16 protein-coding genes are annotated in these 15,857 nt (G+C 74.0%); 8 read left to right on the top strand and 8 right to left on the bottom strand.

What is annotated here, in order from left to right:
* The first annotated feature begins 31 nt into the window (after nt 1–31).
* The gene (locus ACWCPW_RS32375) at nt 32–1,006 is read left to right on the top strand and encodes a D-alanyl-D-alanine carboxypeptidase family protein (protein ID WP_449765106.1); all 975 of its coding nucleotides are present in this window, start codon (nt 32–34) and stop codon (nt 1,004–1,006) included.
* A 452-nt stretch (nt 1,007–1,458) separates the two neighbouring features.
* Here ACWCPW_RS32375 and ACWCPW_RS32370 read toward each other — a convergent pair whose 3' ends face one another.
* Entirely contained in the window at nt 1,459–2,835 is a 1,377-nt protein-coding gene (locus ACWCPW_RS32370) for an ABC transporter substrate-binding protein (protein ID WP_449765105.1), read from the bottom strand.
* Between the two features lie 54 nt (nt 2,836–2,889).
* Nucleotides 2,890–3,525 (bottom strand): hypothetical protein, encoded by a 636-nt coding sequence (locus ACWCPW_RS32365; RefSeq protein ID WP_449765104.1) that lies wholly within the window; start codon nt 3,523–3,525, stop codon nt 2,890–2,892.
* Between the two features lie 293 nt (nt 3,526–3,818).
* Here ACWCPW_RS32365 and ACWCPW_RS32360 point away from each other — a divergent pair, with 293 nt between their 5' ends.
* The 5 genes from ACWCPW_RS32360 (at nt 3,819) to ACWCPW_RS32340 (ending at nt 8,216) form a co-directional block, all read left to right on the top strand.
* Nucleotides 3,819–4,418, top strand: coding sequence for a hypothetical protein (locus tag ACWCPW_RS32360; RefSeq protein WP_449765103.1), 600 nt, complete (start codon nt 3,819–3,821; stop codon nt 4,416–4,418).
* A gap of 5 nt (nt 4,419–4,423) precedes the next feature.
* The gene (locus tag ACWCPW_RS32355) at nt 4,424–6,322 is read left to right on the top strand and encodes a branched-chain amino acid ABC transporter permease (RefSeq protein ID WP_449765102.1); all 1,899 of its coding nucleotides are present in this window, start codon (nt 4,424–4,426) and stop codon (nt 6,320–6,322) included.
* Entirely contained in the window at nt 6,319–7,113 is a 795-nt protein-coding gene (locus ACWCPW_RS32350) for an ABC transporter ATP-binding protein (RefSeq protein WP_449765101.1), read from the top strand. Before ACWCPW_RS32355 ends, ACWCPW_RS32350 begins: the two co-directional genes overlap by 4 nt.
* Nucleotides 7,113–7,793: an ABC transporter ATP-binding protein gene (locus ACWCPW_RS32345; protein ID WP_449765100.1), complete on the top strand. Its 681-nt coding sequence runs from the start codon at nt 7,113–7,115 to the stop codon at nt 7,791–7,793. Before ACWCPW_RS32350 ends, ACWCPW_RS32345 begins: the two co-directional genes overlap by 1 nt.
* Before the next feature lie 252 nt (nt 7,794–8,045).
* A complete protein-coding gene (locus ACWCPW_RS32340; RefSeq protein WP_449765099.1) occupies nt 8,046–8,216 on the top strand; it encodes a UTRA domain-containing protein in 171 nt (56 codons plus the stop codon).
* Between the two features lie 164 nt (nt 8,217–8,380).
* On the opposite strand, the gene ACWCPW_RS32335 is transcribed toward ACWCPW_RS32340, so the two are convergent.
* From ACWCPW_RS32335 to ACWCPW_RS32325, 3 genes are all read right to left on the bottom strand, one after another.
* A complete protein-coding gene (locus ACWCPW_RS32335) occupies nt 8,381–9,466 on the bottom strand; it encodes an amidohydrolase family protein (RefSeq protein ID WP_449765098.1) in 1,086 nt (361 codons plus the stop codon).
* Nucleotides 9,467–9,564: 98 nt separating this feature from the next.
* The gene (locus tag ACWCPW_RS32330; RefSeq protein ID WP_449765097.1) at nt 9,565–10,194 is read right to left on the bottom strand and encodes a response regulator; all 630 of its coding nucleotides are present in this window, start codon (nt 10,192–10,194) and stop codon (nt 9,565–9,567) included.
* Nucleotides 10,191–11,450 carry a sensor histidine kinase gene (locus ACWCPW_RS32325; RefSeq protein ID WP_449765096.1) on the bottom strand — a complete coding sequence of 420 codons (1,260 nt, stop codon included), beginning with the start codon at nt 11,448–11,450 and terminating at the stop codon, nt 10,191–10,193. The genes ACWCPW_RS32330 and ACWCPW_RS32325 overlap by 4 nt, the downstream gene beginning before the upstream one ends.
* A 211-nt stretch (nt 11,451–11,661) precedes the next feature.
* On the opposite strand from ACWCPW_RS32325, the gene ACWCPW_RS32320 reads away from it, so the two are divergent.
* Both ACWCPW_RS32320 and ACWCPW_RS32315 read left to right on the top strand, forming a co-directional pair.
* A complete protein-coding gene (locus tag ACWCPW_RS32320) occupies nt 11,662–12,738 on the top strand; it encodes an ABC transporter permease (RefSeq protein WP_449765095.1) in 1,077 nt (358 codons plus the stop codon).
* 71 nt (nt 12,739–12,809) lie between these two features.
* Nucleotides 12,810–13,514 (top strand): ABC transporter ATP-binding protein, encoded by a 705-nt coding sequence (locus ACWCPW_RS32315; protein WP_449765140.1) that lies wholly within the window; start codon nt 12,810–12,812, stop codon nt 13,512–13,514.
* 117 nt (nt 13,515–13,631) lie between these two features.
* Here ACWCPW_RS32315 and ACWCPW_RS32310 read toward each other — a convergent pair whose 3' ends face one another.
* From ACWCPW_RS32310 to ACWCPW_RS32300, 3 genes are all read right to left on the bottom strand, one after another.
* Nucleotides 13,632–14,588 carry an exonuclease domain-containing protein gene (locus tag ACWCPW_RS32310; protein ID WP_449765094.1) on the bottom strand — a complete coding sequence of 319 codons (957 nt, stop codon included), beginning with the start codon at nt 14,586–14,588 and terminating at the stop codon, nt 13,632–13,634.
* Between the two features lie 53 nt (nt 14,589–14,641).
* The gene (locus tag ACWCPW_RS32305) at nt 14,642–15,325 is read right to left on the bottom strand and encodes a YidC/Oxa1 family membrane protein insertase (protein WP_449765093.1); all 684 of its coding nucleotides are present in this window, start codon (nt 15,323–15,325) and stop codon (nt 14,642–14,644) included.
* A 74-nt stretch (nt 15,326–15,399) separates the two neighbouring features.
* Nucleotides 15,400–15,705: a DUF6412 domain-containing protein gene (locus ACWCPW_RS32300; RefSeq protein WP_449765092.1), complete on the bottom strand. Its 306-nt coding sequence runs from the start codon at nt 15,703–15,705 to the stop codon at nt 15,400–15,402.
* Between the last annotated feature and the right edge of the window lie 152 nt (nt 15,706–15,857).

Raw genomic sequence — 15,857 nt, 5'->3', positions numbered from 1 at the left:
GATCCAGGCTCACTACGAGGAGGCTTCACCGGTGAGACACGCAGCGGGCAGCGGTGCACAGCCCGACGAAGGGGGTACACCCGACGGAGCGCATTTCCTGGACACCTCGTGGCAACAGCACACCATGGGCGCGGCAGGCACATCCGGTACTTCCGGCGCATCGGGCCCACCGGGCCCACCCGGCGCGTTCGACGCGGCGACCACGCCGGTCCCGGCCGACTGGTACCAGCGTGATCAGCAGTCCGTGCCCTCGTCCGCGCCGGAGGCCCCGGCCGCGCCGGCCAGGCCCGCGCGCACGGACGACCCGGAGCCGCCGCGGCGCGGCCGACGCAAGCTGGTCGTCTGGTCTCTCGCGGGCGCGCTGGTGCTCGCCGGAGCCGGGGCCGGGGCGGTGCTGTTCCTCGGGAGTGGAGACGACAACGACAAGAAGGACCGGGCGGGTTCGGTGGGCGCGGAGCTGACGCCCGGCCCCACCACCGTCCCGTCCACACCGGCCGCGGCCACGACCGCGCCGCCGACCGGCGCCCCGTCCTCGTCCCGGCCGCCGTCGTCGAGCAAGCCGCCGAGTGCGTCCTCGTCGGCGTCCTCGACCGCGAAGCCGCCGGCCAACGACGTGGACGCGCCCAAGGACCCGAGCGCGCTCAAGCCGGCCGCCTACGCCGCGTGGAAGCGGATCGACGCCGCGATGGCGGCCGAGGGCATCAAGCTCAACCTGAACTCCGGCAAGCGCGGCTGGGCCCATCAGCAGCGGCTGCTGGACGAGAAGATCGCCGAGGTCGGTTCGCGCCAGGAGGCGCTGCGCTGGGTGTTGCCGCCGGAGAAGTCGATGCACGTCCAGGGCGTCGCGGTGGACATCTACCCGGCCAACGCCCAGGCCTGGCTCCAGGCCAAGGGCAGCAAGTACGGCTGGTGCCGGATGTACGACAACGAGGAATGGCACTTCGAGTACAACGCCTCGTACACCTCCGGCTGCCCGAAGCGCCTCCCGAGCGCACTGGCCTCGTAGCCGGGGAGGCTCGGTCGGGGCCGGGCACGCGGGGCCATGGGAGTGACCCCGCGACACCCCGTCCCGGCCCGGTCGTTGTACGCCGTGTCCGCCGACGAGTCTCGGCGGGCGCGGCGTCGGGGCGTGGGATCTCGGGGCCGTCGTAGCGGAGAGGCTCTCCTGTGCGAGGTTCGGCCCTGATCGCCCCCAACCCCGATCCCAACCACCGCCGCCCGTTCGGCATGGTGCCGCTGCCGTACCCGGTGCCGCGGGCGGCCCGCCCGGCACCCGCGATTCCGCCGCCGGCGCCATGGTCTTCCCCGGCACCGCCGCAGCTCTGGTACCGCGCCGACTGGCGCTAGTGCCGCGCCCGGCAACGTTGCCCCGTCGCGGCGCCCGGCACGGCACGGCACGGCACCGGAAGCGTCCGCCCCGGGTATCCACCCGTGCCGGCGCGGCCGACGGCCGACCGGTCAGGGCTTGTACGGGAGCGAGGGCACGTCGAAGCAGTTCGTGGTCATGTCCGGCACCTGGCCGACCCAGCCGCCCGGCGCGGCGTCCTGCCAGCGGGCCACGTCGAAGCAGGTCCGGGTGGGCGCGGCGACGCGGTCGACCGGTTCGGCCTTGAAGTCGACCGGGATCAGCAGCCCGTGCGCGTCGTAGCCCTCGGGACGGTTGACGAAGGCCTCCACGCAGGCCCGGGTGACGTTCGCGCCGCACGAGGCGATCGCGTCGGTGAGCCACATCGCCGAGGCCCAGCCCTCCAGTTCCCACTGGGAGAGCTTGTCCTCGCGGTCGGGGAAGTACTTCTTCATCGCGGCCCGGAACTCGGCCACCGCGGGCTGCGCGGTGTCCGTGTAGCCGCGGCTGTTGCTCGTCGCGTAGATGCTGTCGCGGCAGGTCGGGGACGCCTTGAAGTCCTCGCCGACGCGGGCGTTCCAGTTCTGCACGTTGGTCACCTTGGCGGTGACCCGCAGGCCGGCGCCGTCCATCGCCTTGCACAGTTCCGCGTTGCCGCGCGTGTCCACGGCGTCGAAGACGATGTCGACGCCCTTGCTGCGCATGTCCACCACGGCGGCGGCGAAGTTCGGCAGCGCGAAGTCGACCTGCTTGTCCAGCACGGTGTAGCCCTCGGCCCGCAGGCCGTCGGCGACGGTCTGCGCGTAACGCGCGGAGTCGGCCTGGTTGTACGACACCACGGCGGCGGTGCGCGCGCCGAGCTTCTCCTTGAAGTAGCGGTACACCTCGGTGCTCGCGTACAACTCGCCGTTCCAGCCGACCTTGCCCGCGCGCGGGGCCCGCGAGCCGTAGATCGAGTACAGGTGCGGGTAGGTCTCGTACGCGGTCCCGATCGGCTGACCGCCGACGTCCGGGACGCCCTTGTCGCTGACGTACCCGGCGGCGGTGTAGCTGTAGATGCTGTTGCCCGCGAAGGCGAACACCTTGTCGTCCTCGATCAGTTTGCGGGCGCAGCGCTGGTTGGCCACGCCGTACCCGTTGTCGTCGCACGCGACCACCTTGATCCTGCGCCCGTTGACGCCACCGCGGTCGTTCAGCGCCCGGAACCAGGCCTGCGCGCCGTACATCGGGCCGGAGAAGGTCTCGTTGCCCAGGACGCCCTGGACGGTGTCGATCATCCCGACGGTGATCTCGGTGGGTGTGACGCCCACGTCGGACGAGGTGTTGGCGTTCGCCGCGGGTGCGCCGGTGCCCGCCGGGGCGGGCCCGCGGTCGTGGAAGTCCCTCTCGGGCAACCGGGAGCCGCACCCGGTCAGTACGCACAACAACCCGGCCAGCAACAGGGCCACCGAGGCGCACGGCACGCCCCGTCGGTGGAAACGACGATGCATGGGTGCTCCTCGGTGGCCCGGGTGCGGCGGACGTCCGCCCGTTCGGGGTGTGGATCAGGCCTTCGGGCAGCCCTCGACGACGGTGCCCGGCTTGAGCGCGCCGACCAGCGTGCAGACGGTGCTCAGGCTGACCTTCCAGGTGCCGTCCTGCTTGACCGCCTGGCCGTTCTGGCCGGGCAGTGCCGGAGTGCCGGCGAGCAGGATGTCGAACGTCACGGCGGCCTTGTCACCGCTGATCTTGACCGCGGTGGTCTTGGACGTGACCGACTTGGCCATCGGGTCGTTCGCGAGCGTCTCCACGAGCGTGCCCATCTTGTCCGCGTTCTCCAGGACCGCCTTGCGATCGGCGAGCGGCGCGGTGTTGTCGAACAACTTGTCCCAGTTGTCGGCGACCTTCTTCTCCTCGCCGGTCAGCGTGGTGCCACCGGCGGCCGGCGGAGCGCTGGAGGCGCCGCCGGGCGCGGACGCGCCCGTGCTCGGGGTGGTCGCGGCCGGCGTCGTCTGCTGCGCGGCCGGCGCGGAGGCCGACGGTGTCGACTTCGACTCGTCGTCCTTGTCGTCGTCGCCGCCACATCCGGACAGCACCAGCACCGCCGCCACCGGCAGGGCCAGCCATGCGCGGCGCGCCCCCTTGCGACGACCGACGCCGGTGCCCGTCTTCGCCCGCTCGTTGATCATGTCCACGCTCACGTGCGTTCACCACCCGTTCCGCCGGTCGCCCGGCGTCCTGTTGCTGTTGATGTAGCCAGGTAGTACCTGGGTTACCGGCAAGTCATGTTGCCACGTGCGACTCGGTATCCAATCGTGTTCCGGCCCGTATGACCAGATGCCGGAGAACTACGCTGAGGCACGGATGCGCGATCGGGCGGACTCGACGGGTGGACCCTATGGCAGGTTCGACGGACTCGGCAGGCTCCACGGGAAAGGCGAACTCCCCTATCGAACGACAGCGTACGACCGACGCCGCGGCGACCCTGGCCGGTTTGCGTCGGTTGTCGCGCACGCACGGCGGTTGGCTGGTCGGCCTGTGCGGCGCGCTCTTGTGCGCGCTGGGGTGGTACGGCGTGTCGGGCGAACGGTACGAGGCGCGCCAATTGCCCTACCTGGCCTCGGCCACCATCCCGGGCGCGGCCCTGATCGTGGCCGGCGCGGTGCTCGTGGTGGGCACCCGGCGCGGCACGGCGGGCGAGTCCGGCGACGTCGACGCGGAGCTGCGGCTGATGGTGGGGCAGTTGTACCGCCTGCTGGTCGAGCCGGTGCCGGCTGACCCGGCCGCGGAGGCACCCGTCGAGGGACCGTGGGTCGCGGTGCCCGGCGGGGCGCGCTACCACCGGCCCGGATGTTCGCTGGTGCGGGGCAAGGACGGCGTGCGTCCGGTGGGCGAGACGACCGCGCGGGACAAGGATCTGCGGCCGTGCCGGTTGTGTGACCCGGGGCCCGGGTCGGGCGGGGCCGCCGGCTCCGGCGAGGCCGGCTCCGGGTCCGCCGGCTCCGGGGCCGGCCGGGACGCGGGTGCGGGCGGTGCTCCGGTTGTCGGCGACGCGGGCCCGGACGGACCGCACGCGCCCCCGACCGGCGGCTGAGCGTCGTGCTCACACTGGAACTGGCGCTGGCCGGACTGGGCGTGGGCGCGATCGCCGCGCTCGCGGCGGTCGGGATGATCACCTCCTACCGGGCGACCGGCGTGTTCAACCTGTCCTTCGGCGCGCTCGCGATGATCGTGGCCTACCTGGTCTGGCAGCAGGTCCGGGTGTGGGGCTGGCCGTTGTGGGCGGCGGTGCTGCTCGACGTGGGCGTGGTGGCGCCCGCGCTCGGCCTGGTCCTGGAGCGTTTCGTCTTTCGCGGGCTGCACCGCGAGGGAGCCGGTCCGGCCCGGATGCTGGTCGCCTCGCTGGGCGTGTTCGTGCTCCTGGTCGGCGTCGCGACGCTGACCTGGGGCACCCAGGCCCGCCTGGACCCGCCGTCGATCGTGCCGACCGGCTCGGTCGGGCTGCCCGGCGACACCTCCGTGCCCACCGGCACGCTGGTCGAACTGGGCGTGGTGATCGCGGTCGCCGCGCTGGTCGCCGGCGTCACCCGGTACACCCGGTTCGGAGTCCGGTTGCGCGCGGTGGTGGATCGGCGCTCGCTGGCCGAGTTGGCGGGCGTGCCGGCCGACGGGGTGGCCGCGGCCGGCTGGGCCTTCGGATCGATGCTGGCGGGCTTGACCGGCGTGCTGCTGGCGCCGCACCTGCGGCTCGACCCGTACGGACTGACCCTGCTCGTGCTGGAGACGATCGGCGTCGCGGTGGTGGCGCGGCTGGCCAGTCTGCCGGTGGCGATCCTGGCGGCCCTGGCGATCGGGGTGGGGCAGAGCGAACTGTCCCGGCTGGAACTGGACTCGTGGGGCCTGGTCCAGGCACTCCAGGCGAACCTGTTCGTGGTGGTCATGCTGGTCGCGCTCCTGGTGCTGCCCCGGATGGTCGAGGTGGGCGGCCCGGACACCGTGCGAGCGGCCGCGACCCGGATAGGGACCGGACACGGGGAGAGCGCGCCGGCGGGCTGGTGGGTGCCGTTCGTCGCGGTCGCGGCGGCGCCGCTCGCGCTGGGTGCGGAGCATCTGCGGATCGCCCAGCAGGTGCCGGCGATGGCGATCGTGTTCGTGTCGCTGGTGATGCTCAGCGGGTACGCGGGCCAGATCTCGCTCGGCCAGGCCGGCTTCGCGGGTCTGGGCGCGCTCTTCGCCGGACAACTGATGGGCCGGGAGGTCCCGGGCCTGGTCGCGCTGTTCCTGGCCGCGCTGCTGGTGGTGCCGGTCGGCCTGGTGACCGGATGGCCGGCGATTCGGCGGCGCGGGCTGACCCTCGCGCTGACCACGTTCGCGGTGGCCGCGGTGGTCAGCCGGTTCGTCTTCGCCCAGCCGCGCTTCACCACCGGCACCGCGCTCGACCACCCGTGGCCGTTCGAGGGCGAACGCGCTTTCTACGCGCTCGAATTGGCCTGCCTCGGGCTGGTCCTGCTGGTGATCCGCCGGCTGCACGTGAGCCGGCTGGGGCGAATGCTGGTCGCCGTCCGCGACCACGAGGACGGCGCGGCGGCGTCCGGCGTGGACGTCTCCTCCGCCAAGGTCTTCGTCTTCGCGGTCGGCGCCGGCGTCGCGGCACTCGGCGGCGCGCTGCTCGGCATGGGCGGCCGAGCCTTCGACGCGGCGGCCTTCGATCCGATCCTGGGCCTGGTCTGGTTCGCCGCGGTGGTGGTCTTCGGCGTGGACAGCGCGGCGGGCGCGGTCCTGGCCGCGGGCCTGGTGGTCGCCCTGGACGCGGCCACCACGGCGGGCATGTCCACGATCGTGATCGGCGCGCTGGCCGTGCTGCTGTCCCGGATGCCCGGCGGCGTCTCGGCCACCCTGCTGCGCCTGGCGGCGGGCCGCCCACCCGCTCCCGTGACACCGACCCCGGTCCGCCTCACCCCGCTGGGCCGGACCCTGCGCGCGCGGGTACGCCCGTGAGCGCGCGCCGGCAGTCGTCGACGAGCGCGGACCCGGAGGGCGGGGAGCCGATGAGCGCGTTGCGGGCCGAGGGGGTGGTGCGCCGATTCGGTGGGCTGCGGGCCGTGGACGGAGTGGATCTGCGGGTGCCGGCGGGGGTGGTGACGGCGGTGATCGGGCCCAACGGGGCCGGCAAGAGCACCCTGTTCGACTGCCTCGCCGGTGGCCGGGCCGATGCCGGGCGGGTGTACGTGGGCGGGCGCGACGTCACCCGGCTGCCGGCGCATCGCCGGGCCCGGCTCGGGGTGGCCCGTACCTTCCAGGTGGTGTCGGTGTTCCCGAGCCTGACGGTGGTGGACAACCTGCGCGTGGCGGCGGAGAACCGCTCCGGGGCCTCCGCCCTGGCCCGCCTGCTCGGCCTGCCCGACCCGGCCCGGGGGCGTACCAGGGACGCCGTCGAGAGCGCGCTGCGCCGGCTCGCGCTGACCGAGCACGCGCACACCCCGGCGGGCGAACTCCCGGCCGGGATCCTGCGGATGGTCGAACTGGCCCGCGCGCTCGCGTCGTCGCCCTCGGTCCTGCTCCTGGACGAGCCGGCCAGCGGGCTGGACGACGCGCAGACCGACCGGCTGCGCCACGAACTGCGCGCGCTGGCCGCCGACGGCCTGGCGGTCCTGCTGGTCGAACACGACATGGACCTGGTCTTCGGCGTGGCCGACACGGTGCATGTGATGGCGGCCGGTCGGATCGTGGCCTCGGGCACGCCGGCCGAGATCCGCCGCGACGAGCACGCCCGAAAGGTGTACCTCTGATGCCGATCGCCCTGTCGGTAACCGGACTTCGCGTTCGGTTCGGCCCGATCGAGGCGCTGCACGGCGTCGACCTGGACTTCCCCTCGGGCGCCGTGACGGCCCTGGTCGGCCGTAACGGCTCCGGCCGCAGCACGCTGCTGAACACGCTGGCCGGCCTGGTCCGCCCGAGCGCGGGTCGGGTGGTGTGGCACGGTGCGGACATCACCGCGTGGCCCGCCGACCGACGCGCCCGGGAGGGCCTGACCCTGATCCCCGAACGCGGCGGCGTGTTCGCGGGCCTGACCGTCGCCGACAACCTGAGACTGTTCGCCGACGGCGCCGACGTCGAACCCGCGCTGACCGCGTTCCCGGTCCTCGCCGAGCGCCTGTCCCAGCGGGCGGGCACGCTCTCCGGCGGCGAACAGCAGATGCTCGCGGTGAGCCGAGCCCTGCTCACGCCCGCCCGACTGCTCCTGCTCGACGAACTCAGCCAGGGCCTGGCCCCGCGGATCGCCGCCCGCCTCTACGAGGTCGTGACCACCCTGGCGACCGCCGACCGCACGGTGATCCTGGTCGAACAACACACCGGCGAGGCACTGGAGCGCGCCGAGGTCGTCTACGCCCTCAGCCGGGGCACCGTCACCTTCCGCGGCGACCCCACCGAATACCGCACCCACCCGGACACGACCCACCGCGATTAGTGCCGCGCCCGGGTCGCACGGCGGTGAAGACCCCGGACGCGGCCACCGTCGTACGGATGCCCACCACCGGCGGCACGGTTGCCGCGAACGACCGAACCGCCGCCATCGCGCCGAAGAGTCCCCAGACCGTGGCCCGCGACGTGCTCCGCCGGCGACCGGAACAGGCCATGTCGGGCGGTCGAGCCACGCCCACTGGCGTTCGCGGGTGACCGTCAGGCCGAACCGGTCGCGGCGGGGGCGGCCGTGCTCCCGATGGAACGCGTACGCCGCCTCGACGGCGTCCAGGTCGCCCGGATGACGGCCGGCGTGCCGGTGGTGCCGGTCTGCCGTACGGGCTTTGCCGCCGATCGGCGGGCCGTGGAGGTCAACAGCATGGTCTTGGACGCCGGCTCGTACATCCTGGAGTACGACTTCGACGCCTGACGCGCGGCGTTCGCGGACCTCGCCCCGACCGGCCCGCCCCCGGGGTGTGAAGCTCTCTTTCTCGGATTTCGCCGAGGCGGACCACGCCGGCGCCGAGGGCGTCTTCCGGTCCTTCGGACGCTGATCCCCGTAGTCCTCGACCCGGCTCGGCGGCGCCCGGCCGGTCAGCGGGGCATCACCGCGCCGCGCAACACCACCGCTCGGGGGTCGGCCAGGGTGGCGATGTCGGTGCGCGGGTCGGCCGCGTAGACGACCACGTCGGCGGAGGCGCCCTCGGTGATCGCGTCCCGGCCCAGCCAGGTGCGCGCGGACCAGCACGCGGCGGAGAGCGCGTCCACGGCGGGGATGCCGGCCTCGACCAGCTCGGCCACCTCGTCGGCGACCAGGCCGTGCGGCAGCGAGCCGCCCGCGTCGGTGCCGACGAAGATCGGAATGCCCGCGTCGTACGCCGCCCGGACCGTGGCATGGCGGTTCGCGTGCAGCGCTCGCATGTGCGCGGCGTAGGTCGGGAACTTGCCGGCCGCCTGATCGGCGATGCCCGGGAAGGTGGCGATGTTGACCAGCGTCGGCACGATCGCCACGCCGCGCTCGGCGAACACCGGGATCAGGTCCTCGGTCAGGCCGGTGGCGTGCTCGACGCAGTCGATGCCCGCCTCGACCAGGTCCGGGAGCGAGTTCTCGGCGAAGCAGTGCGCGGTGACCCGGGCACCCTCGGCGTGCGCGGCGGCGATCGCCTCCTCGAGCGCGTCCAGTGGCCACAGCGGGGCCAGGTCGCCGGTGTCCCGGTCGATCCAGTCGCCGACCAGCTTGACCCAGCCGTCGCCGCGCCGGGCCTCCTGGATGACGAACGCGGTCAGGTCGCCGGGCTCGATCTCGTGCGCGTAGTTGCGGATGTAGCGCTTGGGCCGGGCCAGGTGGCGGCCCGCGCGGATCAGTCGGGGCAGGTCCTCGCGGCCGTCGATCCACCGCGTGTCGGCGGCCGAGCCGGCGTCGCGCAGCAGCAGCGCGCCCGCGTCCCGGTCGGTGCGCGCCTGGCGTTCGGAGGTGGCGGCGTCGACGGCGCCGTGCTCGTCGATCCCGACGTGGCAGTGCGCGTCGACCAGGCCGGGCAGTACCCAGCCCTCCAGCGTCGCGTCCACGGCAAGCGACGTCGGCCGGTCGAACGTGATCCGTCCGCCCACCACCCACATCTCGTCACGAACTTCGTCCGGGCCGACCAGAACGCGACCCTTCACGTGCAACACGGTCATGCCGAGACCCTACGACCACCCCACCGAAAACCGCTTCGCCCCGCCCCGAACCCGCCACCCCCACACATCACGCCCACCCGCACACCACCCGACCGCGCTCAGCGCCGACCGAGCACCCCGCGCTGCACCGCCGCCGCCACCGCCGCGGTGCGGGAGTCGACGTCGAGCTTCGCGTAGATGTGCACCAGGTGCGATTTGACGGTGGCCTGGCTCAGGAACAGCGCCTTGCTGATCGCGAGGTTGGACAGGCCGTCCGCGACCAGCGCGAGCACCTCGATCTCGCGACCGGTCAGCGTCGGCAGCGGATCGCGCAGCCGACTCAGCAGCCGGCCCGCGATCCGCGGCGCGAGCGCGGATTCGCCCGCCGCGGCGGTGCGCACCGCGGCGGCCAGTTCCTCGGGCGGGGCGTCCTTGAGCAGATAGCCCAGCGCGCCCGACTCGACCGCCGCCAGGATGTCCGCGTCGGTGTCGTACGTGGTCAGCACCAGCACGTGCGGCGCGTCGGGCAGCGCCGTGATCGCCGCCGTGGCCGCGTTCCCGTGCATCGCGCCCGGAGCGAACCGCAGGTCCATCAGCACCACGTCCGGCGCGAGCGCGCGGGCCAGTTCGACCGCGCGTTCGGCGGTGTCCGCCTCGCCCACCACCGTGAAGTCCGGCTCCGCCGCCAGCACCGCGCGCAGCCCGGCGCGCACGATCGGATGGTCGTCGGCGAGCAACAACCGGATCATCGCGCCGACCCACCCGCTGCCGGCACCGGGAACGTCACCGCGATCGCCGCACCCTGCGCCGGCCCGGACTCCACCGTCAGCACGCCACCGAGCTCGGCGGCCCGCGTCCGCATCGCGGCCAGCCCGAACCCGGTCCCGGCGGACCCGCCGGCGGCCGAGTCCGCGCCGCCCCGCCCGACCCGCGCGGCCGGATCGAAGCCGCGCCCGTCGTCGACCACGTCCAACGTCACCGAGGCGTCCATGTGGCTGAGCGTCACCTCGGCCCGGGACGCCGCCGCGTGCCGCACCGTGTTGCCCAGCGCCGACTGGGCGATCCGCAACAGCGCCACCTCGACGGCGGTCGGCAACCCCACCGCGTCACCGGTGTTGTGGAAGCGCACGTCCAAGTCCGCCTCGGCGGCGGTCCGCGCGCACAACCGCTCCAACGCCGCCGGCAGCGAGGACCCGTCCAGCTCCGGCGGCGCCAGCGCCCGCACGAACCGGCGCGCCTGGGCCAGGCTGTCGGTCGCGGTGACCCGGGCCAGCCGTACGTGCCGCTCCGCGTCGAGCGCATCGCCGGGCAGCGCCCGCTCGGCCGCGCGCAGGAGCAGTTGGATGCTGCTGAAGCCCTGCGCGAGGGTGTCGTGGATCTCCCGGGCCAACCGCTCGCGCTCGGCCAGCACCCCCGCGTGCCGCTCCGCCGCGGCCAGCGACGCGCGTGCCGCGACCACGTCCTCCACCAGCCGGCGCCGCTCCTCGCTCTCCCGGTGCAGCGCCTGGTAGCCCAGTACGGTCGCCACCGCCACCGCCGCGCCCAACACCGGGCCGAGCATCATGCCCGTCGTCACCGCGCCGCGATGCGCCGCGTAGCCCACGATCGCGACCACCGTGAGCCCGGCCACCACCGGCAGCGCGACACGCACCGGCAGCAGATGAGGGACCAGGAAGAAGAGCGGGAACGCGAACCAGACCCCCTCCGCCGTGAGTGCGTACAACCCCACCCAGGCCAGGGTCAGACACCCCAGCCACAGCGCCGAGGCCCGCACCGAGGACTCCACCGACGGCATCAGGTTGCCGACCACGTACACCCCGACGGTGATCGCCACCGCGCCCACGATCAGCGCGGCCCGCGCCGCCGGCATGTCCGTGCCGATCAGGGCGCGCAGCGCGGCGAGGGCCAGGAGCAGCACCACGAGCGCGTGCATGCAGGCACGGAGCGCGCGGGGGACCCGGGTCGAGCCGGCCGGCGTGGGCGTGGAGGTGGAGGTGGGGCACATGTCGGTTCAAGGGTAGGCGGGGTGGATTCGGGCGGCATCGATCGAAAGGTTGAGTCGGGAACGACCAGGTCGATCGATGATGCCGCGGATGGTCGAGGGGCAGAGTCGAGTCGTCCGCGGACGCCGGACCGGCCGCTTTCACCGGCCCGAAGGACGGCGTCGCCGGATCCCGCGTGCCGCACATCTTCCAGCCAGGAGGCCTCGACCAGCCGTGTTCGTCGCAGTGCGGGACCTCGTGTTCGCCCGAGGGCGGTTCGCCCTGATGATCGCCACCGTGGCGTTGCTCACCGCGCTGGTCGGCCTGGTGTCCGGTCTGACCGTCGGGCTCGGGCGGGCCAACACCTCGGCGATCGACGCGCTGCCCGCCGATCGGCTCGCGTTCGCCGCGCCCGCGTCCGGGCAGGGCGTCTCGTTCGCGGACTCGGCCGTGGACGAGAGCCAGTGGCGGCGCTGGGCGGAACAACCGGGGGTGCGCTCGGCCGCGCCGCTGGGCATCGCGACGACCCGGCTCGGCGCCGGCGAGCGCACGGTCGCCGCCGCCGCGTTCGGGGTCGAGCCCGGCGGGCCGCTCGCGCCCCGGGCGCTTGCCCCGGGCACCGTGGTGTTGTCCCGGTCGCTGGCCGAGGATCTGCGGGTCGCGGTCGGCGCCCGGCTGAGCGTGGGGACCGGCACATCGCTGACCGTGGCGGCGGTGGTGCCGGGGTCCTCGTACAGCCACACCCCGGTCGCCTGGACCACGCTGGCCGACTGGCAACCGCTGCGCCCGGGGCCGGCACTCGGCGGACCGCACGCGACGGTGATCGCGCTCGACCTGGCCGGCGCGCACACCGGTGCGGCCGACCGGGCGATCGGCACCCGCAGCACCTCGCTCGGCGCCGCCCGGAGCGCGATCGGGTCGTACACCGCCGAGAACGGGTCGCTGCGCCTGATGCGCGGCTTCCTGTTCGCGATCTCGGCGCTCGTGGTGGGCGCGTTCTTCACGGTGTGGACGATCCAGCGGGCCGGCGACATCGCGGTGCTCAAGGCGCTCGGCGCGCCCACCGGCTATCTGCTTCGGGACGCGCTCGGCCAGGCGTTCCTGGTGTTGCTGGTGGGGACCGCCGTCGGCACCGGGATCGCCGCGCTGTTCGGCGCGGTGGCGCCGGCGGGGGTGCCGTTCGTGGTGGACGCCTCGACCACGGCGTTCCCGGCAGGGGTGCTGATCCTGCTCGGCATGGTCGGCGCCGGGCTGGCCGTGCGCCGGGTGACCTCGATCGACCCGCACACCGCGCTGAGCGGCACCCGATGAGCGTCGGCCCGATCGGAGCCGGCGGCCGACCCGCGCCGCGCGCCACCTCCGGCGACCCCGAAAGGCACCAGATGCACCCGTCGCACCCGTCGCCCGGTCTCGAACTCGCCGACGTCACCCTCACCTACCCCGACGGCGACACCCGGCTCACCGCCCTGGACCGGGTCGGCCTGCTCGTGCCGCCCGGCACGCTGACCGCCGTGGTCGGCCCGTCCGGGTCCGGCAAGTCCAGTCTGCTCGCCGTGGCCGCGACGCTGACCGCACCGGAGCGCGGTCGGGTCTCGATCGCCGGCCGGGACGTCGCGGCGCTGTCCGCCGCCGAACGCGCCCGACTGCGCCGGACCACGATCGGCATCGTGTTCCAACAGCCCAACCTGCTCGCGTCGTTGACCTGCGTCGAGCAGCTCCAGGTGATGGCGCACCTGGCCGGCCGCAGCCCCCGCCGGGCCCGCGCGCGAGCGCTGGAACTGCTCGACCGGGTCGGCCTCGCGGACCGCGCGGAACATCGCCCGCAACGCCTGTCCGGCGGTCAGCGGCAACGCGTCAACATCGCCCGGGCGTTGATGAACGAGCCGAGCGTGCTCCTGGTGGACGAGCCCACCGGCGCGCTCGATCACGAACGCGGCGCGGCGATCGTCGCGTTGCTCGCCGAACTGACCCGCGCGAGCGGCACGGCCACCGTCCTGGTCACCCACGACCACAGCCATCTCCCGCACGCGGACCACACGATGGAGCTGATCGACGGCCGCCTGGGCACCCTCGCCACAAGCCACTGACCCGGCGGACGACGTGCCCGGACCGCCGAAGCGGCGGACGGCCGACGCCCGGGCCGGCGAAGCTGCGGCCGACCGCGGGGCCGCACCGAAACCCCCACCGCCCCCCACCGAAAGCGCCTACCCGCCCTCCCCCGGCCGCCACGCGCTCGACCCCGACCGCTCCCGCTCGGCGTCCGGGTGCCACGCGCTGGACCCGGAGCCGGCGCCCGGCGGGCCCGGCGTCGCAGCGCCGTCCGAATCCCCCGGAATCACCGGCCAGTTCGGGTCTACCACCTCGCCGCCGTCCGGGTTGCGGCGGTCGAAGTACTGCTGGAGCGAGGCCGCCTGCTCGGCGTACCAGCGGACCTGCTTCTCGTGCAGCGTGCGCAGCGAGTCGGCGGCCAACTCCGGGAAGCGCGCGCCCAGATCCCGGGCGAGCAGCAGGCACGCGAGCGCGTCGCCGTCGGCGGTGTGCGCGTCGGTGAGCACCACCTCGTAGAACGCGCTGGTCGCGGCCAGCGTGCGCTTGCCCTTGCGGTACCGGTCCAACTGCTTGTCGATCACCAAAGGGTCGATGATCGGTGCAGTGTACGGGAGTTGCGGCAGGTTGTGCCGTCGCAGCTCGGTCTGCAGGATGGTCAGGTCGAACGGCGCGTTGTAGATCGCGATCGGCGTGCCGGCCTCCAGGTACGCGGTCATCGCCGCACCGATCTCGGCCAGGCAGAGCGCGGGCGCGCGTCCCTGGGCCCGGGCCCGCTCGGTGTCGATCCCATGGATCGCGGTCGCCTCGGCGGGGATCTCCCGCTCGCCCGGGTCGAGCAGCCAGGACCGTCGGGTGCCGGTCGCGTCGACCAGGGCGGCGGTGACCACGAAGTCCGTGCGCGGGTCGACGCCGGAGGTCTCCACGTCGAACGCGGCCATCGGCCCGCGATGCCAGCCGTCGTGGTTGCCTCTCGGTGGCGCGGCGGGCTTGGGCTCGCCGCAGGTCGCGCAGTACGTCACCCATTTGCCGTCCTTGCGGACCAACAGGCCGTCGCCCGCCTTGACGTAGGTCGTGCACGTGGCACAGGTCGCACCGAACTTGTTCGTAGCCATGGGGTGCTCTTTTCCGATCGCGGATCAGATTCACGTCGTCACTGCGCGAAACGCTAGTGCCCGGGTACGACGCGATCCGCGCGTCGGGTGGCGACCCGGCGCAGCAGCGGGCGTTCGACGGTGGTCCACGCGGTGCTCGTGAGCAGGTACACGCCGGCCGCGAGCGGCACGAGGGCCGCGGTGAGTACGGTGCCGAAGGGCAGCCACCGGATCAGCGCGGGCGCGTCCGGGACGGCGCGGGCGGCACGGTACTGCGCGTAGGCCACGCCCGCGAGCAGCGCCAACAGGCCCACGAGCACGAGCGTGTGCGGCCCGCCGAGCCCGGTCACCGGGTGCAGGCCGAGCGGTGCGCCGGCCAACGTGTGGCTCAACAGGGCGCGGTCGCCGCTGAACAGACGGTACGTCAGGAACAGGAACGGCAGGCCGGCCAGGGCCGGGAGCATGCCGGCGAACATCGAGGTGCCGGACTCCTTGTGCAGCGCGGTGAGTTCGCGGGCCAGGCGCTGCGGATCGCGCGCGTGCCGCTCGCGGAGCCGGCGGACCTGCGGGGCGAGCCGGGCGCGGGCCACCTCGGCGCGGGCCTGGGCGTAGCCCAGGGGCACGAGGGCGAGTCGCACGCACGCGGTGAACACGACCACGGCGCCGGCCACCGAGCCGGTGCCGAGCAGCGGCGCGAGGGCGTCGGCGAGAGTGAGCAGGACGTCGTGCGCGACGCCGAGAACGGGGATACCGAACATGGGAAGGGCCTTCCGTGACGCGGGAATCGGGCTGCGTCAGGCGGCCGTGCCGAACCTGTGGACCCAGGTCGGGGTCAGCAGCGGGCCGCCGGGCCCGCTCCCGGTGCTCTGGGCCGCGATCGGCCCGGCCCGTCGGGATCCCGTGCGGGCAGGAAGGCCAGCCGATCGGCTTGCCTGCGCAACACCGCGCCGCGAACGTACGCGCGCTCGGCGGACGGCGCGCACGCGGCGGCGGTACAGCAGGCCAGCGCGAGCACCGCGGTCACCGCGACGGCGACCAGACCGGGCAACGCCCCGTCCACGAACAGCCCGAAGCCGACCAGCGCGAGCAGCGCCGCGAACAGCGACGTCGACGCGGTGGCGGGGTCCGAGCGGTACATGCGCCCCACCTTAAACCGACACCGCACCGCACCGCACCGCTCCGTGCCGGCTCCGCGCGCCACCCTTGCCGCATCCCCGCTCACCCGGCCCCGGCTCCACGATCCACCCAGACCCGACACCGCACCGCACCGTGCCGCACCGCACCGGCTCC

The organism is Embleya sp. NPDC001921 (assembly GCF_053594475.1).
This window is presented reverse-complemented; position numbering and strand designations above follow the sequence as displayed.

Bases quoted from the DNA above. Each gene is read 5' to 3' on its own strand.
- ACWCPW_RS32340 (WP_449765099.1), top strand. From the start codon at position 8,046: ATGGAACGCGTACGCCGCCTCGACGGCGTCCAGGTCGCCCGGATGACG.
- ACWCPW_RS32335 (WP_449765098.1), bottom strand. From the start codon at position 9,466: ATGACCGTGTTGCACGTGAAGGGTCGCGTTCTGGTCGGCCCGGACGAA.
- ACWCPW_RS32310 (WP_449765094.1), bottom strand. From the start codon at position 14,588: ATGGCTACGAACAAGTTCGGTGCGACCTGTGCCACGTGCACGACCTAC.
- ACWCPW_RS32315 (WP_449765140.1), top strand. From the start codon at position 12,810: ATGCACCCGTCGCACCCGTCGCCCGGTCTCGAACTCGCCGACGTCACC.
- ACWCPW_RS32370 (WP_449765105.1), bottom strand. From the start codon at position 2,835: ATGCATCGTCGTTTCCACCGACGGGGCGTGCCGTGCGCCTCGGTGGCC.
- ACWCPW_RS32330 (WP_449765097.1), bottom strand. From the start codon at position 10,194: ATGATCCGGTTGTTGCTCGCCGACGACCATCCGATCGTGCGCGCCGGG.
- ACWCPW_RS32305 (WP_449765093.1), bottom strand. From the start codon at position 15,325: ATGTTCGGTATCCCCGTTCTCGGCGTCGCGCACGACGTCCTGCTCACT.
- ACWCPW_RS32325 (WP_449765096.1), bottom strand. From the start codon at position 11,450: ATGTGCCCCACCTCCACCTCCACGCCCACGCCGGCCGGCTCGACCCGG.
- ACWCPW_RS32300 (WP_449765092.1), bottom strand. From the start codon at position 15,705: ATGTACCGCTCGGACCCCGCCACCGCGTCGACGTCGCTGTTCGCGGCG.
- ACWCPW_RS32345 (WP_449765100.1), top strand. From the start codon at position 7,113: ATGCCGATCGCCCTGTCGGTAACCGGACTTCGCGTTCGGTTCGGCCCG.